General features: G+C 54.8%; 15 protein-coding genes and 1 pseudogene. 6 read left to right on the forward strand and 10 right to left on the reverse strand.

The features are described 5' to 3' along the window. Positions 1-86: 86 nt before the first annotated feature. From DNJ95_RS02245 to DNJ95_RS02280, 8 genes are all read right to left on the reverse strand, one after another. Complete coding sequence (locus tag DNJ95_RS02245; RefSeq protein WP_131183093.1) at positions 87-5915, reverse strand: DEAD/DEAH box helicase; 5829 nt, start codon at positions 5913-5915, stop codon at positions 87-89. A gap of 22 nt (positions 5916-5937) precedes the next feature. Next, the gene (locus DNJ95_RS02250) at positions 5938-8073 is read right to left on the reverse strand and encodes a hypothetical protein (protein ID WP_131183094.1); all 2136 of its coding nucleotides are present in this window, start codon (positions 8071-8073) and stop codon (positions 5938-5940) included. Further along, entirely contained in the window at positions 8070-10604 is a 2535-nt protein-coding gene (locus DNJ95_RS02255; protein WP_131183095.1) for a hypothetical protein, read from the reverse strand. The genes DNJ95_RS02250 and DNJ95_RS02255 overlap by 4 nt, the downstream gene beginning before the upstream one ends. Continuing rightward, entirely contained in the window at positions 10601-11794 is a 1194-nt protein-coding gene (locus DNJ95_RS02260) for a DNA cytosine methyltransferase (RefSeq protein WP_242671853.1), read from the reverse strand. The genes DNJ95_RS02255 and DNJ95_RS02260 overlap by 4 nt, the downstream gene beginning before the upstream one ends. Before the next feature lie 373 nt (positions 11795-12167). Then, entirely contained in the window at positions 12168-14084 is a 1917-nt protein-coding gene (locus DNJ95_RS02265; protein ID WP_131183096.1) for an AAA family ATPase, read from the reverse strand. Then, positions 14074-14580: an ABC-three component system middle component 5 gene (locus DNJ95_RS02270; protein WP_131183097.1), complete on the reverse strand. Its 507-nt coding sequence runs from the start codon at positions 14578-14580 to the stop codon at positions 14074-14076. Before DNJ95_RS02270 ends, DNJ95_RS02265 begins: the two co-directional genes overlap by 11 nt. Next, positions 14574-15098, reverse strand: coding sequence for an ABC-three component system protein (locus DNJ95_RS02275; RefSeq protein WP_242671854.1), 525 nt, complete (start codon positions 15096-15098; stop codon positions 14574-14576). The genes DNJ95_RS02270 and DNJ95_RS02275 overlap by 7 nt, the downstream gene beginning before the upstream one ends. Before the next feature lie 40 nt (positions 15099-15138). Further along, positions 15139-15435: a hypothetical protein gene (locus DNJ95_RS02280; RefSeq protein ID WP_131183099.1), complete on the reverse strand. Its 297-nt coding sequence runs from the start codon at positions 15433-15435 to the stop codon at positions 15139-15141. Positions 15436-15791: 356 nt separating this feature from the next. Between DNJ95_RS02280 and DNJ95_RS02285 the strand changes: the two are divergent. From DNJ95_RS02285 to DNJ95_RS02295, 3 genes and pseudogenes are all read left to right on the forward strand, one after another. Next, positions 15792-16010, forward strand: a pseudogene (locus DNJ95_RS02285) (transposase domain-containing protein); the annotation flags it as partial. An 812-nt stretch (positions 16011-16822) separates the two neighbouring features. Beyond that, on the forward strand, positions 16823-17326 hold the full coding sequence (locus DNJ95_RS02290) for a hypothetical protein (RefSeq protein ID WP_131183100.1): 504 nt from the start codon (positions 16823-16825) through the stop codon (positions 17324-17326). Between the two features lie 75 nt (positions 17327-17401). Then, positions 17402-18163, forward strand: coding sequence for an HNH endonuclease signature motif containing protein (locus DNJ95_RS02295; protein WP_131183101.1), 762 nt, complete (start codon positions 17402-17404; stop codon positions 18161-18163). A gap of 257 nt (positions 18164-18420) precedes the next feature. Here the strand turns inward: DNJ95_RS02295 and DNJ95_RS02300 are convergent, their stop codons facing one another. Both DNJ95_RS02300 and DNJ95_RS02305 read right to left on the reverse strand, forming a co-directional pair. After that, a complete protein-coding gene (locus DNJ95_RS02300; protein WP_131183102.1) occupies positions 18421-19233 on the reverse strand; it encodes a DUF7946 domain-containing protein in 813 nt (270 codons plus the stop codon). Between the two features lie 378 nt (positions 19234-19611). Then, positions 19612-23463 (reverse strand): DUF3427 domain-containing protein, encoded by a 3852-nt coding sequence (locus tag DNJ95_RS02305; protein ID WP_131183103.1) that lies wholly within the window; start codon positions 23461-23463, stop codon positions 19612-19614. A 283-nt stretch (positions 23464-23746) separates the two neighbouring features. Between DNJ95_RS02305 and DNJ95_RS02310 the strand changes: the two genes are divergently transcribed. From DNJ95_RS02310 to DNJ95_RS02320, 3 genes are all read left to right on the forward strand, one after another. Beyond that, positions 23747-24019 carry a hypothetical protein gene (locus DNJ95_RS02310; protein WP_242671855.1) on the forward strand — a complete coding sequence of 91 codons (273 nt, stop codon included), beginning with the start codon at positions 23747-23749 and terminating at the stop codon, positions 24017-24019. 95 nt (positions 24020-24114) lie between these two features. Next, positions 24115-25083: a DUF932 domain-containing protein gene (locus tag DNJ95_RS02315; protein ID WP_131183105.1), complete on the forward strand. Its 969-nt coding sequence runs from the start codon at positions 24115-24117 to the stop codon at positions 25081-25083. A gap of 78 nt (positions 25084-25161) precedes the next feature. Next, positions 25162-26163 (forward strand): YqaJ viral recombinase family nuclease, encoded by a 1002-nt coding sequence (locus DNJ95_RS02320; protein ID WP_131183106.1) that lies wholly within the window; start codon positions 25162-25164, stop codon positions 26161-26163. Positions 26164-26222: the final 59 nt, after the last annotated feature.

The raw sequence follows: 26222 nt of genomic DNA on the forward strand, positions 1-26222 counted from the left end.
TGGCAAGGCATGTCATACAGCGGCAATGCCGGCCATACTAACTACCATGCTTATCTTCACAACTGACGCCCTAATATTTTCTTTCCCTAGCGCAGTACCTGGCCGATCTTCGCCAGCTCTAAAGCCCGTAATGGTCGCCGTTCGAGGTTAAAGGTATCGAGAAACTTCACCTCAGCCCCGCCACTCAACCTTTTGCCGAAATCACCATCGACGCGCCAGAGCGGGTGAACGATCAGGAAGGTATCGCCTCCTTTATGCTTTTCACGAAGCACAGGCAGATTCGAAGGGCCATGGACTTCGACCAAAAGCGAGTCTGGGCGCATCCCCGCAACGGCCTCTGCAAGTGCAAGGGCGCGCTGACTCCAACCAATTGTCTCCGGGAACATCTGATCCTTCGCATCCAGCCCCGCAGTGTAGCCCGGTGTTACCAGTGCTCGTAGGTAGGTGAGCCCGAGCCGCCAATCAAGAAGTCCGTGATAGGAGCGGTTTCCGTATCGTTGGATACACCGGTAGCACGACGTCTGGCATCGCGCAGCATGATTGCCATCCCCATCAACACTTAGGAACTCAATCAATGGCCAAATCGCGCGATCCGTGAGCATCTCCTGGATGAGATACACGATGTGCGGAATGCCATCGCTACGATCTTCGCCGAGACGGCGACAAAGACCTGAACCGTTGATTAGAGAATCGGCTATTTGCAGCATCGGATTGCCTTCACGCAGTCGAGGTTCGAGCGCTTCGAATTCATCGGGAGAAACGTCAAGATCCAAAGCTGCTTTCTGCACAAGAATCTGCGTTGCGCTGATCGCGGCTGAGCGCGTGGGTAGATGACTGAAATTACCTTTTCTAGCAACGTTATCTAGAGTCAGCCTGGGATCAAAATCGAGGAGTTCGAGATAAAGTGCGTCAGTCTCTTTCTTGGCGATGAGGCCGAAAGTACGCAGCGTGTTGGGCTTCACCACCCATCGGCTGCTCGAGCCAGATATCTCGTCAAGTACGATTGCCTGATCATCCGCAAGAGTCGTTGATGCAGCTCGGGGGATCCGGACGCGACTATCTTCAGCCTCGCACACGGAGAATCTACTTGGCTGCCCAGTATCATCATCAACCCCATCGTTAAGCTGCATAATCGTCACGCCAGCACCGCGACGCACCCGAAGCGATCCAGCATCCTTCCACCCCCCTAAATGCAGCACCGTAGCGACCGTTCTCACCGCCATCCGCCCCACAGTATCGAGGTCGGTTTCAGCTGCTTTGAAATCGGTTCGGAATGCAGCCGGAGTTATGTAATCGTTGAACTCGTTAGGCTCTATATCGCCGCCGCAGTCTTCGCATTGTTGAGCACATTGCGGCCGAAGAAGGCTATATCGGGCAGATCCACAGGCCTGGCAGAGAGCTACCTGGTGCTGAGATTCAGCCCAACTCGATAGGCTTTCAATCACCACATCCTTCCCGCGTCTTTCCGGAGCTGAAAGCGTGCCACTGAAGCCGATCACACGATGGCGCTGCTTATCCTTCGTCAGTACCGCACCAGGCGCAAACTCGAAAACGGCAGTATCAATATCCCGATCCATGGTCGACCATGAATAATCAGGATTAGTGTCGTCAGTTTCCGCACGCACTCCGAGGTAGAGCTGCCGTACCCGAGTAGGCATGCCATACATCGGCAGCAACCCGCGTTCTGCCAAGAACTGAGCAAGTCCCTGTCGATTGACCGGCTTGTCCTTCTTCTGACCACCGATCTCCTCTATCAGCCTCTCCACAGTGGACTCCGCACGGAGGCGCTCTCGCTGAACTGGATCAATGCAGGCTGCGTCGATGTAAGCATCACGTTGCGCGATAGTTGCCTGAAGAGCGTCCTTCAACCGCATCTGCCAGTTACAACCTTCACTATCATCGTAATAGTCATCCGTTGGCACATATTCGCCATGGACGTCCGGAGGGACGAGCAGATCGCCGGGATACTCCCCCCCTTCATTAACGAAGTCGTCGCGCACTTTCTGAAACGCCGCGCGAAGCCAAACCTTCGTCAGAAGACGGCGAGGAATCGGATCGTGGCCTGTTGCCAGGAACGGCGGTGGCGGTGGATCCCCGGTAATAGCAGCGGGATGGGCGAAGTAATATGCGTCATGACTTCGCCCACGACAGAAGGTGATGACGAAGGAAAATGCCTGACCGCGGCGACCAGCCCGACCAACACGCTGCTGATAGTTGAAGCGTTGAGGAGGCATGTTCGCCTGGTAGACCGTCTGGAGTGATCCAATGTCGATCCCAACCTCCATCGTTGTCGTGACTGACAGCATGTCAATCTCGCGCGCTAGCCTCGCCACCTCGCCGAAATCGTCAACGAAAATGTTCTTGAACTTACGCAAACGCTCTGAGAAGTCATCGGTCTGCCCAGTCAACTCCTCGCACCTAAGACGGAAACGGGCAACGCCGTCATTCTGACCTCGGACGATGCGCCGCCCGAGGAAATTGGTCTCCCAGAGCTCCTCTACCTTGCCACTCCTCTCAGACGGCAGCGGCTTGTAACAACGAGTACAGTTGCCTACTCCCCGATGGAGGTGGATGCGCTCGCAATAACTGCACCGCCAAAACGGATCACCCGGCTCGGAAACCCGAAGAAACACACGCCCCACACGGATGATGCCGTTCACATGGCCATACTTGCCAAACGCATCGAGAACTCTCTGAAGCTGGTTATTTGTATCTCCATTTAGAGCATCGGCAAACTTCCAAACACGGCTTGAAGGCCTAACCTTGCTTGCCTGATCCCACTCGGTGGTTCGGTTACGATCAAAGAACTTGTTCTCCTGGACACGAGTAGCGCTCGAGAAAACACGGAGCCAAGCGTCTAGTTGATCGATGTCAGGGCCAGATTCGCGACTGATCGATGGATAGGCGAGTCCGGTTTCTTCTAGCGCAAAGAAGGTATTGGCGAAAATAACGTCGTCGACGAGTTCCATCAGCTCCTGCTCAATGAACACGCCCAGCTCTTTTTGCTGAGTATCGTCAAGCCAAGATGCATAGCTGATTAGTTCACCTGACTTCTGGAAAGCCTGGAACCAAGGGCGCTTATCGTAGGGCTTGCGACCAACCTCATCGAAAGGATGGATGCCGAGATTCACGTATTCGGAGATCAACGCACCGACACCGCCGGTAGTGTCCTTATAGTGGAATAGCCTGCTGATTTGTACTTTTCGGGACTCTACAGAGATCTGAGTGTCTTGCGCCTGTGCGCTGATCGCAGCGACAGCCTTTTGGAAACCCTCCATGTCACCCGCGTCCAGCAGCTTCTGCGCTTCAGCCATAGCTGACTTCGGATCAACTTTTGCTACCGCGGCGCATTGAAGGTAATCTCGAGCAACGGTCACTAAAATCTCACGGCGCAAATCGCGAAGATGGAGACGCTCGATCTCGAGCGATTGATTAGCCGCGTCCTGCCGACTATCCGAGAAGACTATGCTCTTAGCCTCTGCCCCCACCGCATGAAGCAGCTCGAATAGCTCTGTCGCCACCAGCTGTGATGCCTTGCTAACACCGGTTCGGAATGCACGGATTGGCGACCGCGAACGCGAGCTGGGCGGTCTATTCGAGTAATCGGTGCCGCAGTTCGGGCAGCAGAACGGCTGAGCGGTGCGATGCCCGTTTTGCGACGCAGTCGTAGACTGGTGATAGAGCCTTCCGCCGATTCGCCCGCCAGGCACCTCCTCCCCCAGACTCACGACGCCAGATTCTGGATCGAGATGAGCTGGCTCCCATTCATCCCAGCCGCGGGCATCCGGCTGTGGGGTAAGCTGGCTCGGCCAAAACACGGCGAACTGCTCAAACGACATACGATCGTAGTATTCCGAAGCGGCGCGCTCCGGTAGATTTTCCAGCTCAGCAGTTGAAGGCAACAACTCGGTCAATGAGCTGGTTCCAACGCGCTTACCACGTTGGCCGCCGAGCAGCAGGTCGCCACACGCCTCGCAATAAAGCATCTCAAATAGCCTTCGACCACGAGCTTCGCCCGGTTCGGGCTGGCCATGGGACAGACCACGCTCAACACTTAGATCTGTAAATGTTACTTTTCCAGCCACATTGGAGGGCGCACCAAACAACCCTTCCACATTACGCACGAACGCGTGAACCCTGAAAGACGGCGTCCCCTGAGAAACACGCCCACTCCATTGCCCACTTTCTGGCAGAGCACGTGCGAGCATTAGTCCTTGGACAGCGACATTAGCATTCGTTATGCCACCAAACAGCCGCTTGCCGAGATCTTCAATGCTGGCGGCCCGAACCCCCTCACCTACTCTACATGCGCTAGTGAGAACAGCCGCTGCGATCTCCGCGATCTCAACGACGCGGGCATCACCGGATACGGTGACGTTGAGCGCGTTGGCAACAGTATCGATCGCTTTCTCTAAGGCATCGCTCCTCACAATCTTCGCGATGAAGTCTTTATCGTTAGTGCGTGCAGCTTCCATTAACCTGAGGAACGGTTCAGACGCAATAATCCCGCCGCCCCAAGATGGGATATCGGCCTCGCCTTTTACAACGCAGTCAGTCCAAAACTCCTCATTTTCTGAGCCGGTGTCTCCGGCCTTAGCGCTTGTGCCGAATGGTGCGAAAAGATCACGCAGATATCGCCGAGATTGAACGCCGGGCTCGCCATCCATCGGCAACGATGCCGACGAGGCGAGGACACGCAGCTTATGCCGATGAGCTGGATCATCCAGCCCCAATCGTTGAATGAGGGACTTGATTAGGAAGGCCACCTCCGTGCCGGCAGAGCCACGAATGAGGTGGAGCTCGTCAAAGACGAGGTAGAAGTAAGCATCCTCATTGTCGCGGAGCCATGTCCGGGTCTTCTCGAAGATTGGCCCCTCAACTTCACGCGACAACATCGCGCCAAGCATCGATGCGTTAGTAACAAGAACGTCTGGTGGCGTCTCCTGCATATCCCAGCGCGAAAGCATTTCACCGCCATCTAACGACGGGAAAATAAAGCGGGTCATTTCAGGAGGAGACGCTCCCAGTTCGTCTGCGCTCTTCCGCGCCCTGGCATCATAAATGCGCGCGTCGTTCTGATCCTGGTTGACCTTCCTCATTGCCGAACGAAGCTCTCGCTGCCGGCGCTGCCTCCGCTTCTTCTCCACCTCGCTATTCGCGATACGAGGGTGATCTTCGTATCCCGTCACCGGCGTGGATGACGTGTACTGTCCAAAGAACACTCGATTCCCTTCGAACCGGCGATCCATTACCGCTCTTGCCTCGTCCGAATCTAGCGTACGCCGGAGACGAACCATTTGATCCTCGACGAGAGCGTTCATGGGATACAACACAAGAGCACGCACTGCTGCCGGACGGTTCTCTCCGTCACGCTGCGGGCTCCACTTCCCCCTCGGTGACGCCCACCAGGGCATCTCGAGATATCCGGCATCCGGCTTCGACCAGCTGACAGCCTCACGCGACAATGCAGCCATGATTGGCAACATGAAGCTCTCGGTTTTACCTGAGCCGGTTCCCGATGTGACAATGCCCGGATGCCCCGGCTGAATACCCCGTTGGAGCATCTCGACCTGATGCTTATAGGGCGCGTAGCGGCCGACGCGCGTCAGTTCACCGACGGTATCATCACCTTCGAACAGGCCGGAAAGCACCAGTTCAGCGAACGCCACCTGTGCATCGTACGGCAGCTTCGCAAGCGGGCCATCCACAACCCCGACCATCTGATCGATACGCAGCTCGTGCGCCCTATAACGCAGTACCGGCTCCACGAATGCCGCGGTAGCGAATACGTTAGTCGTCTCGAGGAGGCGACGTCGCTCTGCCGCAATTTTCCTATCCGCAATGCGAAAGTTTGTTTCCACATACGAGATGAAGAAGTCCCTGATGCGGTTGAAGCCACCAATTGGATCAAGCATCGATTCCCTCCGAATTTCCTTATTAGTTGGAATTCATGACCAGCTGCCTCGCAACTTTGAGGACGATACGCTGCGCCAACTCCGTGTCACCGAGTAATGTGACTGCTTCCGCGAACATGCGCGCGCTGCGCATAGCAATATCCAGGCTCAAGTTTTCACCGAGCTCCAGCACGAGCGAACTAGCTTCAGATAAATCCATGGGCATTTCCCCTGGATCCAGCATCTCCAACTCAATCCGGGGAGGCACGAGGAGAGACAATCCAGCCAACGCCGCTCCAGGCGAGAAGACGTTCGTTATCTCGAGCCATGGGACGCTTCCCCGGAGAACGCGCAGCTCGTCGTGCTCGGGCTCATGGATCGTACAACAAACAAATAGTCCGCGTGGCAACCCCCCACTCCGAAGCACTTCCGACAAGGCCGGCATCCAAAAGCGCGCGCCCGACCGCTCAACACCCCGGATAACAACCAAGATCGCCCCACCATCCTTAGCGGCCTCAGCGGCTGCCGCCAGCAGAGTAGGGACGCCCGACCCCGGCCTGGCCCAGAGGTCGTCGAGAGAGATAAGCGTCGGGTCTGCTTCAATCGAAACAAACCGTCCAGGGCAGATGATCGACTCGGCGACGCGCAATAGATCCGTCGCGTCCCCGCCGACGAGAATAGGCAGCTCTCCTGAGAGGAGCATAACGGCCAGGCTCTGCAGAAGCTCCCTGCCCTTATCCGAGAGCATAACCTGGCGTGTGATTAGCTGCCCCTTGACAGCTGTGCCAACCTTCGGAAGGTTCGGAAACGTCCTCCCGATGCCAATATTACTTACTGCAGGCTGCGGGGCGCTGATCATCGTAGGGCCAAGCTGCTCGGCGATAGCAAGTAAGCGATCCACCTCCCCCTTCACATCGGTAAGCTGTGTTTGAGCATTTTCCGCTTCGGCCCGAAGCTCCTCCCGCTCCACCTCAACACCTGCGACCTCCGCCTTAATATCCATCAGCGTCTGCACCTGCTCAGCAATCTGGCGCTCTAGCTGGTCGCTGCGCTCACTGACACTAGCTTCGAGCGCCTGGATTCGGCTGGAAACGGCGCGCTCAGTATCCTTTAGCCTTACGTCACATTCAGAAAGACCGGCTGCCTCGTACTTTTCAAGCTCCTGTTCGATACGAGATATACCCTCTGTACGCTCCACCTCCAGTTCAGCCAACAGCTGGGCGAGTCTCCGCGCCTTTTCAGAGGCGATTTCCACAGAGAGCTCGGAGCGAAGCTTGGCCCGTTCAGCCCCGTGCCCCTCCCTCACATAAGCGGCCACGACATCGCGTACGGCTTCGTCGTGGAGCACTGCCGTGAGATACACCTCCATGAGCTTATAGTCGGCTCGTAGACGGTTTGCGAGAGCCGCTGAACGGAGCGTGTCAATCACAGGTTCCCTGCCATCCGAGGCTGCGGATACCCGGTCTGTGATCACTTCCTGATGAAGCTCGAGCCAGCGGATGATCTCCGAGACTTTAGGGTCGTTCATACCTGCTAGTGAATTGACAACACGAGCTATGTGGTCAACATCATCCGACCAATCCAATGAGGCCATCTCGCTGTCGATTGAAGCGATGAAGACTTCGTCAGATCTCACTCCGCTATTAACATGTATGACGCGCTCGTGAGCATAGTGGTAGCGTTTCACCTCTCGGGCAGAAGTACGCGAAACTCGAAGCCGACCGTCCTTACCAGCTTCCAACTCGACAACAATCACCGTGTCACCAGCTAGATGAAATGCCCAGAACCCTGGTCTCGCGTCCCCCGACCAGCCCTCGCGGGTAAGCAGATCACGGTACATCGACAAGGTTGACTCCGGTAAAACCACGAAGCGCGGTAGTCGCTTCAAATGAAGCGCCTTATAGGCAGGCGCCCTGTATCGTGTGTTTTTGACTACATCGAACTCGACCCAATCGCCTGGATGAAAGTCGCCGTGCTGGTTCACCCCTTGTATCTCGACCAGACCATCACGTGGAAACAGTCGCTTCGAGTTAGCAATTGCTTCCAAACCATCTTGGTTCAATTGGCCAACAACGGCGATGGAGCCATACGGTCCCTGCCAACGGACAAAATGACCCACGAATCGCTTTAAGTCGGCTACCGCAAATGCGCTGCGCTCCGCTTTAACATCCACTGTCACTCCACAAGTCCTCCATCAGACCAAATAGGACGCCGGTAGCCTCGCCCACGACGACACGATGTAGCAACATCCATCACCGACTCATCTCGGATACCGTCAATGAGGCCTGGCAAAAGGCCGGCCAACCATACTGCATCTTGCTTGGCCACCTCATATCTCCAACTGCGGCCTGTACAAGCAGCGTTGAAGAGCGTCCGTACGCGGAGTGCCGCTGATATCTCCAATGGCAGTGCGCCCTCAGATGCGAGCCGGACTAAATGATCCTGGTCAAATCTAAATAACGGCCGTTCGGCCTGCAGGTATGCATCGAGAATGGCTGCATGACGCGAGTGGAATGACCTAATGCTCTTATGTCCCTGAACTCGATAGATGTCATGGTCTCGCAATCCAGGATGGACGAGTCTTACAAGTGTCACCGATGTATCGATACATGACTCATCAATGCCTACTCCGCTACGAAAGCGACCGACAGACCAATCCCAATGGGAAGAGACCTGATAGCCCTCGCCACTCACTTTGGTTTCAATCAGTCGACTGACGACTGTGCCATCCGGCTGAAAAGGAGCATCCACCACCGGCCAACCAAGGGCTCGCGACAATATCTCGGGCACCACTCCAAATGCTCCGATCAGCGGTAGAGCAGAACTCTCTTTTGACAGCCTGCGAAAGGCTATGCCGCCCTGCAAAGTTACCGCTGTGCGGAAATCAGCCTCAAGCCTTGCGGGGACTGCGCCAGAGACCAAAAGCGCCGTGCTGCCACCCATTCGAATTTTCACGAGTCTGGGCTGCCCAAGCGTAAAGATCCGCCCTCTCCAGCGGGCGAGCGGGCGGGCATCGAAAAATGAGGCCTCTTGGAGCAAGCGGAGAGTCTGCCACCCAAAGGAGCCTACAGCTCGGTCTATGATCGATATCAGATCGCCTTCAGATATACCTGACCGCGACGAAGCGTAGAGAGCTTCGATCATGTCCTGGTTCGCGTAGGGAGTATCGTCCCACTTCCCCGCCAAGACATGGGAACACTCACACCTTCGACTCGTTGTTTCCATCCACTCCGCCTGTGCTGGCAGAGAGTAGGCCGAAGCGCTTAAAGTGGTATGGACATCGGCCAGTGCCACAAACGATGCGCGGCGGGTCCAATGCGCAGCAGCGTCAGAAATCGAGAACTGCCCATCCACAGCATCATCTGCCCTAAGCTCACCGTTTATCCAAGCCAACCTCTCAGACGAACCACCGTCCACTGACTCAATTACGACTTCGCCAGAAGCTCCTTCAAGATGTGGAAGGTATCTAGGCTGACCGAGCCAGCAATTACCAACGCGCACACCATCCACAAGGCCGATCACTCGCACTGTCTGTTTGGCGTTTGTGATGCCGAGTTGGGTTAGGACATTTTCGACAATTAGACCGGGAATTGGGCATGCAGTAATGAACCAACTTCCGGAGGGTGCGAATTCGGTACACACGCCCCTAACAGAGCCGATGTGCCGGCTGGAAATCGCTAGGTGAAAAGGGCCAACCCCAGGGCTAGGTTCGCCAGCGGCAGCCCAGCTCGCCAGCCCGCTAGAGCGGAAAAACAGGATGCCGCGCCTGATGGACGGTCCGAGATTCAAACTATCAGCTACCCCTGGTGATGCGACTGCGCTGCCTAGCCAGTTGAACGCGTTATTTCCTTCCAGCAGCTGCCCAACCCGATAATGACGGATACCATCCTCATCGAAATCCATCACGAGGCTTCCAGCTTTCGGTGGCGCGAGCCCCGCCAGCGTGCTCGCTCTCAGCACCAAGCGCCAGAACCGGTGATCAACGGATGCCGCGCCCGATCTGAGCGCTATCTTGAAATCTTCGAAGGCAACCTTCAGTCCGTGCGAAGTGCTCGAAGCTCGCATTACCGGGTCGAGCTGCCACACTAACGATACGGGATCGATACTAGTGCTGGTCCCGCGATCGATCTGCTTGGACAGCAAGCGAATATCACGTTTGGTAGGAAAAGACAGGAATCTGGTGTAACCGATATGAGTCCAGCTCGCCGGTATCACCGGCAGGATAAGTCGTCGGAACGGCGCGCCTGCGGCGATGCGACTCTCCAGCCAGGCGGCGAGCTGTTTCCACATCATCGCTATACCGTGCAAGTTCGTGAAGGATCGATCAATGCTCAACCATTCGGCAAGCTTGGCGCGATATTGCCCTTTCTCCTCGTAAACGCCATCGAGCAGACTATCTACCAATAAACTGAACGCAAGCATTGCTAAGCAGTTTGGCTGCTCATTAGTTGGAGCTTTGAGTCGACCATACTGAAGGCACCGAATCAGATCGGGGTCGGCTCGGAGCGCCTTCTTGAATGCAGCCTCCGCAGCCTCGGCATACTCCATATCAAGCCCACAGTGCATTGCAAGCGTCTCGGGAGTAACCTCAAACGAGCGGATGGCATCACTATCTCCGCTATCAGCATGTAATAGAGCCCGAGTGAGTATCAACTCCCAATCGTGCAACGTAGTGGGGAGCACTGGCGATAGTTGATCTCCCTCGATCACGCCAACTCTTTCCGATCTAATGTTGCGGACGCGAGAACCTTCGCATGATTCGCCAACGGCTCCAACAGCCTATCCGCAAGAAACCGCACGATTGCCGGCACAACGCCATCGCCGATCAGGCGAAAACAGTCCTGATAGGTTTCCGGAAGGACAAAATCCTCATCGAGCCCCATCAAGAGCGCAGCCTCTGCCACTGAAAGGAGGCGCGTACGGACGCGACCATTTTCGACAACTATAATGCGCGGCCGAGAGGCTCCTCCTTTCGGCGTGCGAAGACACCCCAGCGTGGCTCCAAAAGCGATCTCGGCACGCTGTACATTACGCCCCCCACCACCCGGTCGCATCCGTAGATAAAGACTACCAATCATAGGTCGAGCCTCTGCCTTGGCCGCCGCCAATCGGTTGAGGTGGGACGCACTCATCATGCTAATGAGGCGCTGGGTAGCCTCGTCGGCGTTCCAATCAGCCTCATCACTCAGATCGATGATGTCTTCAAGCTCGAAGTTCCTCTTTGGAGGCGGAGTACCCGGAGACCACCAAATCCACCCTGCCGCATCCTCGACCGAAAGCCCGGCGTAAGCACGCAGCAAACTTTTAGGATGCCAATGTGCTTGCGGCAGGTCGGACTGAACTGCCGTTGGTATCGTCACTTCGCGCCGAACAGCTACAATGAACACTCGGGGACGAGATTGAGGTACGAAATGTGATGCATCTGCCACAATCGCACCAAATCGATAACCAATCTCGCTCAGAGCACCGCAAAGTGATCGGAAGTCATTTCCACCATTCGCACTAAGAAGACCGACCACATTCTCAAGTGCAAGCAGAACCGGATGTCGACCCTCTTTCGCAAGGCCACGGATGATCCGAAGGAACGGCCACACTGCGCCAGAACGCGTCACTGAGACGTCATCAGCCTCTCCGATGCCAGCCTTCGAGCCGGCCTGCGATAGATCCTGGCACGGGAAGGACGCCCAGGCGAGATCGGCCATTCCATCAAGGTCGGTAGTCTCGACCTCTGCAACGTCGCGAGGATCGAAGACCTCTCCAACCCAATTATTCAAATATGACTGCCTCTTAAGCTGATCACTGTCATTAGCGAACAAGCATTGCCAAGAGTCGCCAAGTCCAGTCCTCGCCATACCAACACCAGCGAAGAACTCGTAATACTTTAGCCTTTCTGAATTCAAAATCGCCCTCCGATCCACTCCGGATCGTAGCATCAAAATGAACCGTCCTCATATTCCTGAAGGACTGTTTGGTTTGAGTCGGTTCGTACGTGCCTGCAAACCACCACTTCAGGACTCCCCCTCAACACGCCACAGCGGCACGACTATCCTTGCCATTGCAACCGATCTATACACCTTTACTCATGGCGACCGCCATGAGCACTTTAAACGTATGCGGAACCAGCGTCACTATACCTACCTCCACAAACTAAATACCCCGGATGCCTCCTGACGATCTGAGCTTGACCAAAGCCGCTCCGAACCAGCTATCCATCACCAACAAACGCTTCTAATCAGAGACCCAGAGTTGGCAAATACCCAATCAAAATGCCACCTAGATATTCAATGTATGCATGCCTTTCTTATAATGCGGCCCGACACAGAGATTAGACTCATCAAGATCGGGATCGACCATCGAGGTGGTCATTATGACTTGGTAAGTCTTTTTGTCATGCTTAGCGAGCGCCTCTACAAGTACTCTCTGGAAATTCTGACTGCGATCGGGCCCCATCCCCTTGTCCTCAGTGTTATCGAGCAAGAACAGCCTTGGATAACGCATGCTCTCATCCTCCAGTGATTCCAGCAGAATCGCTAGGTGGAAACTATTCTTGAGGATTGTTTCGGAGCTGGCAGAGAATTTCGAGCGTCCGTCTACCAGCATGAAGTCTTTGCCAAAATCGAACATGACGGATTGTGCGACATTGAACGCAGGTTCAAAACCGCCGTCTTGCTTGAGAAGCTCCACAGTCTTATCAGACAAGTTGCATTCGATGGACTCACGGCGAGAGCTGTTTTGTGCTTTGCTGGCCTTAATCTGCTCATCCAGCTCCAGAATGGTGGCATTGAGACTCTGCTTTTTCTTAATGAGCCCCTCTACAGCCGCTACCAGCTTGGTCTTCGTATCATAGTTTTTTATGCGTTCCTCAATGCTGCCGATCTTAGCCGACAACTCGTTGAGCTTGAAAACGTAATCGGAGCTCATCCTAAGAGCCGTAATGTGATTAGATTTGACCGTTTGGAGTGCGCGCTGCTTTGAGCTTAAGTAGTGAGCATGCTCGCTCAGTTTGGTACGCAGCTCTATCAGAACTTTCGTACTTTCTTTCTTCTGAAACGCCAGCTCATTCAATGCAGCAAGATAGGAAGCTTCTCTGGAGTTATTGTCCAACTCGGTTTTGCAGAGGTGACATTGCTCTTTGCCCGAATCTGACAGTGCGGACAAACAGCTTGGACAGAATTTGAACCTGACTTCTCCGAAGAAATCGTAGGCAGCACGAGACTCCTTGAGTGCCTTGATCCTCGACTCAATCGCTGCGATGAACAACTCGGACTCGACAATCTCATTGACTATTTCGGCTTGCTTGCTCGTCCGGATGTCGATCTCTTTCGTGAGATCAGCGATCTCCCGGCTAGACTGTTCAGCTTTGGCTTTGAGGGCAGTGTCCGACGCTGATTCGTCAGGTTGAGCCAGGAGCATGTCTCGCTGAGCAAGCAGCTCCTTAAGCTCTAGGCTAGCGTTCTCAATGACACTGTTGAGCGACGCTTCGCGCAATACACCTTCGGAGGGGGATATGTATTTGTAGATGGAGTCCAGCTGACCATCAATCTTCGCGAACTCGGACTCAGCTTTTGACAACTGCTGCTTGAGCGCATAGATGCCAAGGTCGTCTAGACCGAGCAGGAAATCCCCGATCGCTTGGCGCATGCTGGGTTTGTCAAACGTTGAGTGTTCGGCTCGCAGAATCTTGTTAACCGCAGTCCCCTGGTCAACATAAATCAGGCGTAGAATCTGGTGAATCGTGAGGCTCGCAAAATCGTCGGTCTGACTGTGAGGCCAGCACAAGAGCTCAAAGAGCTGCTGGGAGAAACTAAGCTTTTCATCGGTACGATTAATGCCATAGTTCTGCCAAACCGCCGCGGAATTGGCAACCCGGAGCTGCTCATAACTGCCGTCGAAGAAACTCATGGGTGGCTTCTTGCCTGGCTGTACCGAACGATGGATTGTCAAAATATGACCGTTCAATTCGATCTCAGCAAAGACCGCGTCACATGTCTGAGCCTCCTCGTTCCATCGATCTTCCGCAATATCTCCGCCAAGACAATTGAATAGAAAGTCCATAATCGTGGACTTGCCTACGCTATTGGCGCCTCGAATTATATTGACGCCTTTGTGGAAGATCTCGTCGTATACCGCTTTGCCACCTTTGGAAATGATGAAGCGATTGACAAAGAACGTAGATGGCCTAGAGATCATAAATGTACTCCATCAGGCCGGAGCGAAATTTAAGACCGTTTGATCCATTAAATTTTGTGCTCGGTAAAGCCTTGGTGATCACCTCAAACGCATCACTCTTCAGGAAATCATCGCCGTCCAAAAGGGCTTTATAGGCAGTGGGCAGGGTGTCAGGCTCTAGCGCCATGATTCCTTTGTCAAAGGAGGACTTGGAGAGAACGCCTTTGGCGATCAATTCCAGCACCGCGGTTTTCTGGAAGGTCTCTAACTCAAAAAATGTACGCGCCGGATTGCTAAGGTCTTCGAACTGATCAGGGATTTTCATCACCTGTATTTTCAACTTCCCAATCTCCCTAGGCCAAGGCTTAATATTTTTAAGCTGGCTAGGGAACAAGTAATAGAAATCCAGCATACGCAATAACTGCCAGTTGATTTGTGTGCCAGTAGTGGCATGAAGAATCGATACAATCCTGTAGAGGCAATGATTGGCGTCAAAGGCCGGGTGATACATCAGCATTTCTGCCTCTCCCAGATCAAATGACACTTTCCGGTCAAGAAATACAGCATGCCGGAGATTGTGTATTGATCAATAGTCAGGTCTTCGGCCATGACCTCGCGATAGATCGTGTCAACAATCCCGTTCAGTATCACACCATCGATCACTTCGTTCGGCGCACCTTGTTTGATAAGTGGACGAACCAATTCCTCGAAGGCAAAGCTGATTTTCTGCAATATGTAGAGGAAGATGCCTTGGCGTCTACGATTGAGCTGCGATTTCATTAGGCGCTTCGCGAAGGCATCTTTTCGCTCGATCGCAATCTCAAGGAGGTCGTCTCTACCACCATTCATGAGCTTTTGCTCAAGGCCGATCACAGACGCCTGGGTTTTCTGATTGGTGAAAAAGTCCAGACGCTCGACGAACCACTGAAAGTCTTCGTCGTTCTCACTGAGCTCCTGAAGCTTGGTCAAAGCACGTGTGATGGCGGCAGGATCAGGCGGGGGAAGATTGATAATGTAGTGGGTATCGTCACCCACCCTGAGCCCCCCGTGTATCTGGGAACCCCACACATTCGCTTTATTCATTTTTTTCGCGGACTGTATTGTTACCGGCTTGGATATTGCCATGCACGGTGGAGCCTTTGATGTTTATTGTGTTGTTCTCGGGATTACGTTTAACAGCGGCATTGACCAAGGCCAAACAAAGGCCGAAAACCACGATTACGATAAGGCTCAGAAGGGCGAACAGCTCAGTGTGCGTGAGGTTTTTCAGGTAGGGAGAGGCAATGATCTGTGGGTAAACCGTGTAGCCGACAAATCCCGCTACAGTGGTGATGCCGCCATACTTCACGGCACCTGTCCAGAATCCTTCCATGATGCATCCAATGGTTTGTCATCAAAAGGCTATCATCACGCATCGCCCCCCATTCGTAAAGTCAAGGCTGAACCCCAGGCACTCAGCGTGCCTAGCCACGACGAGCCGGATCCAGATTCTGCCTATGGGCCTTCTCATTATGGCGAGCCAGCATCTACGACAGCATTTCGAGGGCTGCTCAGTGTTCACCCGCGTTGCGGCCCGCATGGCCCGCTGGCTTCCTATCGAAACCTTTTCAAAAAGTGCTTCAGCCCCTTCGTTACCTCCAGCTCCGCTCCTTGTACTTCCGGCCGGAGCGCGAGTTGGCCGGGTCGGACTTTCACCGACGGATCAATCGTGCCTTGCAAGGCACACACAACAACCGTGCCGAGAACGCCATCCGCCTCTTCGTGATCGGCCACAAGAACTGGCTGTTCAGCGACACGCCCAAGGGTGCCATTGCCAGCGCGCAGATCTACAGCCTGATCGAAACCGCGAAAGCCAATGGGCAGGAGCCCTATGCCTGGCTGCGCTATATCCTCGAACACCTGCCGTTGACCAATAGCATCGAAGACTTCGAAGCCCTGCTGCCGTGAAACTGCCCGCCGACGATCGCATCCTGGTCACGGCAACTCGCCAAAGGAAGACGGGGTTTATGGAGCGGATACGGTATTCCATCTCAACCCGCTATCCGAGCAGGAAAAACACAACCGCTTCCCACTCTTGGGGGCCCAGCTTGCTAATGAGCGCGCTACTTGGTCGCTTACTTGAACGGTTACTTGATCGCTCGCAGTTCCTTGAAGCGATACTTATCGCAGGGTAGCCAGCATGAGCATGCCCCCAACAAAAGGCTTCGCCTCGCTGCATTGTCAGAATGGCCAGCGCCTCGCAAGCACTCTGTTACTCACAGAGCACGTTTCACGACCAGGGCGACATAAGCAAGGCAATTCCGTGAGAGGTAAATTCTTCTATCAATCGCTTGCCTACAATGCCCAACACGTGGATTTGAAAGCAGGGCGGCCTAGCTTGCGACTGCATTCGTGAACAAATGCCCAAGAAAGCAGAAGCAGGATTTTTCAGTAGATCGAGTAGCCCACTACGTATACCCATATGAATCGCAACTGGATAAGCGTTTTAAGTGTGGGTATTTCTGCCGACTTTATGCGTCTAACTATGAGCTGACACGGCCGCATCTAGGCTGTAGAGACCTATAGCGTCAGTGTAGACTATTGATTAGGATCACACCATTGCACCACTCGTGGGAGACCGAGCCTTGCCGTAGCCATTAGCGGAGTCGCGGATGGTTCCATTGCCCCCCAGTAAAGACATGGGCTCCTGACAGCCTCAAATCGTTCGTTTGGACAAGCTAAAGCCCCTTATAGCTTAATCGTTATGTGTGTATAGAGTTATGATCGCGCCAGGAATAAATGAAGTAGCAGATGAAGCAGAAAAAATCAGGCACGCACTGGAGTCATGCGACAAAGGAAAAAACCCATTAATTACGGAGGATTTTCCGGTTATGAATTGCAAACTATCCTCCTTGATATTTACTTACCACATTTTAAGAAAGTGGCCAGCCATAACCATTTATGGCGTGAGTGGAGTGGCCACCGACCTCCATGGAAATGATACAATATCTCACTACTGGCTTGAGCTTCAGGAAATGGCAATAGATATAACAGCTGATCAATATAACATCATTGAAGACAAAAACCTCAACACAAGAATAACCAGCAGCAGGCCGTTCAAACCCGTGTCGATGGGGCGTATTGGAAGCCTACCCAATTACAGTTTATTTGAAATTGTCAGCAGAGATACTTATGTTAGCGGCCTGCCAGGACTAGCCGAAGACTTTCTTGAAAAACTACATGATACCTATCAACTACTAATAGATCGCCCTCTATTCACATAAAAATGCGCTCAAATACCTCGTTCCGCTTACTGGGGCAGACCAAACCCATCACTCAACTAAACTTAGGACATTATGATGAACGCCCCTTCGCTTGCCACTGTGAAAACATTGTTCGCACGCTCGCGTAATCGCTGCGCCTTCCCTGACTGCTTTGCGCCTGTCGTAGAAGATACAGGCACGGTAACCGCGGAGATTTGCCACATCCGTGCACTCAGTCCACGCGGCCCTCGTTACAGTAAGAACCAGACACTGGAGGAGCGTAACTCCGCCGCGAACCTCGTTCTAATGTGCGGACGCCATCACAAGATCATCGACACCGAGACTCGGAAGTACACCACGGCCATGCTCCTGAGGATCAAGCAGGAACACGAGGAACAGGGCTTCGCCGAAATCTCCCCCACTGGGGCCCGAGTTGCCCAGCAGCTTCTTGCCAACTACACGCAGATCACTGTGATAGGGAACCACGGCAATGTGGCAATCCAGAGTCCTGGCGCGATCCAGGCCAGGTCGATCACAATAAAAAACACACGCGCAAAACTCTCTGTAGCGCCCCCAGCTGGGTCAATCGGAGCAGCCCGGGCTAAGGTCGCCTACTGCCAGCACCTCATTGACCGATATCAGGAGTACCAGAAGGCCGACTGGAGCGGCAAATCTGACTTCAAATATGCTGCGATCCACATCGCGCTCAAAAGAACCTTCGGCGCGTCATGGAAGCTGCTAGACGAAGAACAGTTCGACGAGCTTGTCGCATACCTCCAAAAACGTATTGATGCCACCATCATTGGAAAGCGCAACCGGGCAAGAGGTCACCCGAATTACAGCTCCTTCGAAGTGTAACAGCATGAGATTTAACCCGTCACTCAAGCCAACGCCACTTTACAGCGTGGCTTAGTTTAGATGTTAGTGTGGCCAATAGCTAATAAACAAAGGCCTACTGATAGTGGCAGACTAGAGTCTCCCCATAGCCACCGGTCGCGCCCCCAGGAAGTCGAGGAGCATAGAAGTGTCTCATTACCTAACCTTTGAATTCTCCGGCGGCGCACGTTCTGTCGTGCGCCGCCCGGTGAGCGGGGCGAACTCTTCAGCCACAACCCTTAGGCTCTGGATACATTCTGAACCAGATAGCGCCTAGTTATACCTTTTGCAGAAACAACACGCTTCACATCTAGGCGAATTTTTCCTTGACCAGGCTCTTGAGCATGATGAAGTGACCACGTTATTCGGCGACGCTGAGAGGAACTCGCATTTTCATCAAGTTTGAAGGAGACCGTTCTCTTTAGATTATCGTCGTAAAACCTGCCAATCCCAGAAAGTATGTTGTAGCGAGTCACATTGCCTGAAATATCTCTAATAACATTTTGTTCGGTTTGAATCGAAACACTTTTCAGGGTTTCTGAGTCCAATCTTACAATTTCGCCGATACGGCTTCGTTTAATAACAATGACCATGTTATCAAATTTTTTAATTGGTCGATGAGCTTGCTCCAATGGAATTTCTAGAGCTTCTTCCATTTCACCAATGAATGGTTCGACACGCTCTTCAAGCTTCTTGACTTGCGCTGTTTCTGGTTTGTATTCTTGATCGAGAGTTTTAGACCACGTCCACTTTACAAGATCATAGAAAACATTTGCAATCACACTTGTCCCTATCGCAACTGCATAAGAATTTTCTACGGCTAGAGTTATAAGCTCTTCAAAGCTACCTTTACGCGATGGGTTGATATAAAGCTTTGCGCCATTTATTGAGTTTCCTTTTTTCCTTATTTCTCCGTCATTCAACAAAGCATGTGTCGTAATGGACAGGGCTTTTGCAAAGCCCTGTAGTGAAACGGATGCATCATACATATCAAGCCGCCCATCTTGGGCATCACCATTATGGTATGAAATCTTAAAGCTTATCTGCTTCATTCATTGTCCTTGTGAATACTCGTGTCGGCCACCAGCTACAGATAAACATCAGCTGGTGCATTAAAGCAGGCTGTCCGCGTTAATAACGTAGCTTGTTTGAGCTGGCTGGATTGCTCTAGATTTAGGTTTGTATGGAAAATTTGGTGGATTATTATACATCGTCCCCACTGTTCCTTTTGCTGTGCTGTCTGGCCTGGCAGAGGCTACGCCGCTCAAAACCGGTATCAATCCTCACCATTAGGGCCTGGCCGGCATCTGCCCACATAGGCGAACTACTTCGGGAAGTGACAGAGCTAATGCGAGAGCTCAGTGAGCAACGCGATGCTTGCTATCATCCGTTTTTCATACCAACGCTTGGAGAGTAGTGTCTGAACATATCTATACCAAACTGAACAAAACACTCATCGGCCCACTGCCGCTATGGCTGCGGTACCTCACCTTCCCGTAATAGGTAAACGCCGCAGCCTTGCCGTTTTCGACTTTGTTCTCCCGTACGAACAAGTGAATTCCGATGCCGAGTTTTTCGTGCTCAATGATTTCTTTTCCCCGCTTGCTGCTCGGTGTGGTCGCGTTCTGGCTCTGCCAGTGAAAGTTCTGCTCGTCGAGCCAATGGTCTAGGTAGCGATGCTCCTCGATCCTACCTTGTTTGTTCAGGGTCACCAGCAACACATGGGCACGCTGCTCGGTCAACACGACGTGGCCGACGTTCCAGTTACCGGGGTTGAACTCAACGCCAAATAGCGCCGGAATCTCCTCACGCTGGAAACGCTCACCGATTGCCATTTCCAGCGGATCCAACACCGCCTTGAGACGGGCGAAGGTGTGTAACTGCTCGCGTAGCTCTTCGGTAACGGCAATATCAGCGTAGTCAGGATTGTTAGCACGCAGGAGGTAGCTGCCGTCTCCCGCCTTGAGAATCATCCTTAACAGGTACTGATTGTCGCCAGCGGCGTCCTGGCGCTCAATAGCCATGGTGGTGCCTGTGATCGAGCCCGCGCTTTTGGGGTTGATCTGCTCGAGCAACAGGTAATCACCATCGCGGATCGGCTGTTTGCCGCCATTCATGGAGTTACCGGAGGCCCGAGCAATAAAGTGTCGTGAGCTATCGAGGCGACCATAGCCCTCCCCAACCAGGCGGTACTTCACACTGTCTACCGTGCCGGTCTTAAAATGGCCGCAGGCGATTTTCAGGTTGGGGAAGAAGGGCAATTCGGTACCACCGCGTACGGTGACAGGTAGGGTGACCACCGGGGCTGCCGTAATCGCCTTACGCGCTTCGTAGGAGGCCAATCGAAAGTCCACCAACTCCTGCACTAACTCCGAAAAGCTCTCCCGCTCTGCTGCAGATATCTGAAAACTCGGGACAAAACGCCCTTGCTCCACGGCGAAAAAGCGCTTGCCGCTGTTCTTCCGGTTGCCACCGATCCAGGCATTGATCGGATTGTTCTGCCAGTAGCGCAACCAGGCCGGTGCGCTGCCGTCGACCAACCGCGCCTGCTCCTCTGGCAGATCGGCAAGTAGCGGTCTACGCCGTTGCAAAAGCTGCCAAGAACGCTCGGCCAAGACAGCTTCACTGGGCGCCGTACGCCAGCCATCCAGCTCCTGGAAGGCCTCCAGCAGAATCATCTTGAAGCTCTTGGTCATAGCGGTGGTTTCCAGCTCGCGCAGGAAGGGCCTATGTGTTTTGACCAGATCACGTTGCGCCTCAGACAAATCGTCCATTTGCTCCAACAGAGAGAACCAGCCGCCGAATTGCCTACGCATCTGTTGCAAGCTGGCACCGGAGCGGTAGAACTCGCTCAGTGTTGGCCGCCGACTCAGCCCCTCCCACAATGCCCGGTAGTGGCTCTGTACACCGTCGCTATCAAGCGATTTGAGGAAGTCGAGCAGCTGCAGGTCGTAGTTGACGAAGCATCCCTCAGGCAATTCCAAGCGCTGTTCTGCAGCGGCGTGGGCAAACGCGGCCAGTTGCCTATGGTTCATGCTATTGCCCATCAACGCCTGCGGCTTGTGTAGGAAGCTCTGGTGGTTGCCAATAAAATCGAGCACCACCAGTTTGTCCTTGCCCTCAGCCTTGCGCAGGCCCCGACCCAATTGCTGTAGGAAGAGAATCTTCGACTCTGTCGGCCGCAGCATCATCACCGTATCGATGGCAGGTAGATCGACGCCTTCGCTGAACAGGTCGACCGAGAAGATCAACGGCAGTCGACCATCGCTCAGTTGTTCCAGAGCTTCACCCCGCGATAGAGTCGAACCGGCATACACGGCGGCGGCTTCGACGCCTTGCTTGCGGAAGAATTCAGCCATGAATTCGGCATGGCGGATCGAAACGCAGAACGCCAGCGTCCGGCTTTGGGCATGCGCGCGCCAGGTCTTCAACACATGGCGTGCCCGCCCCAGAGTAGCGAGCTTATTAGCCAGTTGCTTAGGATCGAAACGGCCATTGCGCCAAGGAATCGACTGGTAATCCACGCTGTCGTCGAAGATACCGTAGTAGTGGAAAGGTGCCAGCAGTTTGCTTTCGATACCACGGAATAGGTTGGTCTCGAACACCAGATTGTCGTCGCACAGCGAGAGGATGTTGGAGCAGTCGGTGCGATCCGGCGTCGCCGTCAGGCCTAGCAGGAACGACGGCAGAAAGTAATTGAGTAAGCGGTGATAGGTGGGAGCAGCGGCATGGTGGAATTCGTCAATGACGATGTAATCGAAGTGCTTTGGCGAAAAACGCTCCAGATGTTCGATACGTCCGAGTGTCTGCACCGAAGCGCAAAGCACGTCGACCTGACTGTCACGCTGCTGCCCCATATAGAAGCCAACCCGCAGCCCCGTCCGAATACGCACAAAGGTCTCAGCCGCCTGGTGCAAAATTTCCTCTCGATGAGCCACGAATAAAACTCGTCGAGCACCAGCCTGTTTGGCATCGAAAGCGGCTAACCAGGTCTTACCGAGCCCGGTCGCCAGCACTACCAAGCCGCGCCGATAGCCGCTCTCGCGGCTCTGAGCCAGAGCTCGCAACGCTTCCTCCTGAATACTCGTCGGCGTCGGTGGTGGTTCCATCTCCAGACTGCCCGGCGCGATGGAAACCGGAGGCGGTTGGCGCCGTGTCTCGTAGCTGTCTATCCAGTCATGACTCAATGGTTTGCAGCGTGGATGGGCGAACAGCTCTTCGAAGCGACTGCGTGTCTCAAGAAATCCATCATCGCCGGGATAGTCGATGCGGTAGTTCCATTCCAAGCCATCGCGCAACGCCTGCCGGCTGATGTTGCTCGATCCGATAAACGCCTGCCCACACAGTTGCCCTTCCGTCTGAGCGGCGAACAGGTAGGCCTTCATGTGGAAACTGCTGCCGGCGCTTTCGTAGACGCGCACCTGAGCCCCCTCCTCTTGCAGCAACATCAGACTACGCAACGCTTCAGGGTCGGTGACGTCAAGGTAATCGCTGGTGACGATACGTACCCGAACGCTCGGTGCTGCCTCCTCGCTCGGCTTCAGCCGCGCGAGCAGATCGGGCAGCAACAAGCGCAATCCCGTGCTCTTGATGAAGGCCACCGCCATATCGATTTCGCTGGCAGTATTGATCGCAGCACACAGGTGCGGCAGGAAGTGGTTCAGCTGGCCACCAGTGACCAGGCGAGCCAAGGGCGCCGGTTGGCGCCAAACCAAAACGTTCAACCAGGCATCACTACGGCCTGGACGCTGATCAGCTGTGTGCCAATAACTAACATTGGCCACATCAGCCAAAGGTGCCAGCCAGAGCTCCATCTGTGCTTCAACCGCGTCGGTAAAGCGACGGCCCTGGTGCTCACGCTCCCCCTCACCCACCTTGAAGCTGCAGTAGAAGACCCCGCCAGGTTTCAATGCCTGCCACAAGCGGGTGAGCACATCGGGCATCTGGGCATGAGGCACATGCAACAAGCTGGCGCAGGCCCATACGCCATCGTACAAGTTGAGTTCAGTGACCTCGGCAAATCTCCGTACCGGCACGGGCTGGCCAAGGTGCTTACTAGCGAGCTCCGCCAAGGCTGGCGAGGCATCGAAGGCCGCAACACGATAACCACCCGTGGCAAATGCCTTAGCGTCACGCCCGGAACCGCAACCAGCATCCAGGATGTAGCCGCCGGCAGGTATCGACTCAAGAAAACGTGCATACAGCGCACTCATATCCACGTCGACAGTATCAGCAAAAAACTGCTCGGCATTCTGCTCGTAGTAGCTGTACGTATCGCTCAAACTTCGCTTCCTTGTGCGACAACCAATGCTCAGAGGCTGAGGGAGAGGGCCGCTCTATTTAGCACATTGTGGTCGCCTTGTTCAGCCAGCGCGTAAATCGTGCAAAGACGCTCATTTGAGTCGCCCTCTGACGGCCGCAGCAAAATATTGGTGACGAGCCATTCAATTCAAAAAATTCTCAGTCATACATCACTGCAATGACATCCCCACCATGGAGTCTCAAACCATGTCATTGCAGTGCCCCCGCTGTCACTCCCCCAAAGTCGCTTCACTCCATCATGCAATGAAGATCGCCGCCGCGGTCGGTGCTGTAGGTGGTGCCGCTCGTGGAGCCAGCGCTGCCCTGGCCGGCGGTCAGGCTGGTGCAGTAATTGGTGCTGTTGCTGGCCCGCTGGGCATCACGCTCGGATCCGTATCAGGCGCCATTCTCGGAGGCCTCGTTGGCGGTGCCGGTGGCTGTGCCCTTGGTGCCCAGCTCGGCGACAAGCTGGATCGTCACGTGCTGGCCAACAACCTGTGCCTGATCTGCGGGCACCGCTTCAACCTGCCGGCCTGATCAGACTCTCCCTCCTCCATTCCCCCACTACTCCCGGTTGGTGCTGCGCTCCCGCGCAGCGCTTTATGCCGGCTATGGCTCAAAGGAAACTCACCATGGCTCATCAAATCGAACAAATGGCTTATGTCGGCCAAACTCCTTGGCATGGCCTGGGCAACAATCTGCCACGCAAGCAACCTATCGAAGTCTGGCAGCGTGAAGCAGGCATGGACTGGCAAATCCTGGAAAGCCCCGTTCACTTCAAGTCCGATGCTGTAGGCCACCTGGGCGCTATTCATTCCTTCCCCGAGCAAAAGGTGCTCTTCCGCTCGGACACCAAAGCACCGCTGTCGGTGGTTTCCCAGCGCTATCACACCGTGCAACCGCGAGAGGTGCTGGAGTTCTACCGCGACCTCACCGAGGTCTCCGGCTACGAGCTAGAAACAGCTGGCGTGCTCAAGGGCGGCCGTAAGTTCTGGGCGCTGGCGCGTACCGGCCAAGGTGCTGCGCTCAAGGGTAACGATCAGGTCAACGGCTACCTGCTGCTGGCCACGTCCTGCGACGGCACCCTGGCCACCACGGCAACGCCAACCACGGTACGCGTGGTGTGCAACAACACACTGACCGTCGCCCTGGACGGCACTACTCGCGCGATCAAGGTGCCGCACAACACCCGCTTCGACTCCAAGGTGGTGAAGAAACAGCTCGGCATCGCCGTCTCGCAATGGGACGACTTCATGTATCGCATGCGCGCGTTGGCCGAACGCAAGGTGCAGTGGCATGAGGCCCTGGGCTTCTTCATGAATGTGTTGTGCGAAACCTCGCCGACCGGCGCCCTGCCGGAAGTGCTGCCGAACGAACGCGCCGTGCGCAAGGTGCAGGAGCTGTACGAAGGTCGGGGGCGTGGCTCGAACCTGGAGTCGGCTCGTGGTACTGCCTGGGGACTGCTCAATGCCGTGACCGAGTTCGTCGACCACGAGCGGCGTGCACGCAGCACCGAATATCGCCTGGACTCGGCCTGGTTCGGCCAGGGCGCGCAGATCAAGCAACGCGCCTTGGACACCGCTCTGCAATTGGTCGCCTGACCTCTACCCTCCTCACCCCATAACGCCCGATCAGCCTCGTCGCTGATCGGGCGTTTCTATTTCCGCATGGTGAACACGATGAAAGCGACTCCGTTGAGCAGTACCGGCAAGACTCGCCCGGCGCTGCGCCTGATCAGTACCAAGGAACTGCCCCGCGAAGACTGGCTGGCCGTGCGCAAGCAAGGCATCGGCAGTTCTGACGCCTCGGCCGCAGTCGGCCTGAATCCCTATAAATCGCAACTGGAGCTGTGGCTGGAAAAAACCGGCCGCGACGCCAGGCTGCCGAAGGCCGACCCGCATGACGAGCAAAGCCCGATGTACTGGGGCAACGTGCTGGAACCCATCGTGGCCTGGCACTACAGCAAGCGCACCGGCAACAAGGTGCGTCGCATCAACGCCGTGCTGCAGCATCCCAACCCGGAACTGCCCTGGATGCTGGCCAATATCGACCGCGAGGTGATCGGTGCCGAGGACGTACAGATCCTCGAATGCAAGACAGCCGGCTTGAACGGGGCACGCCTTTGGAAAGAGGGTGTGCCCGAGTATGTGCAGTTGCAGGTGATGCACCAGCTCGCTGTCACCGGCAAGCAGGCGGCGGATGTGGCGGTGCTGCTCGGCGGCCAGACTCTGGAGATCCATCGTATCGAGCGGGACGAGCAGATGATCGCCCGCCTGATCGAGCTCGAACGGCGTTTCTGGCATTACGTGGAAACGGATACACCGCCACCCGCCGACGGCAGCGCCTCGGCCGAGCTCGCCCTGCGATGCCTCTATCCCGAGGACAACGGCCAGACGCTAGACCTCAGCGGTAATGCTGGCCTGGCAGCAGCTTTCCTGGAATTGAAGGCGGTACGCCAGTCGATTGCCGGGAAAGAAAATCGCGAAGCCGAACTCAAGCAGCGCCTGCAGCAGGCCATGGGCGATGCCACTCGTGCGGCGTTCTCCAGCGGCAGCATCACCTGGAAGAAAGCCAAGGACAGCGTAACCCTCGATGTGGCGCGCCTGCTCAAGGACAAGCCCTATCTCCAGGCGAAGTACCCGCTGCTGAAACCCGGCTCACGCCGCTTCCTGATCAACTGACTTCCCAACTCCCTCCCCCTTGGCCAGCACCGCAGTTCGCGCTGCAGGGCTGGCTTTTC

Source organism: Stutzerimonas kirkiae (assembly GCF_004327335.1).
Taxonomy (GTDB): domain Bacteria; phylum Pseudomonadota; class Gammaproteobacteria; order Pseudomonadales; family Pseudomonadaceae; genus Stutzerimonas; species Stutzerimonas kirkiae.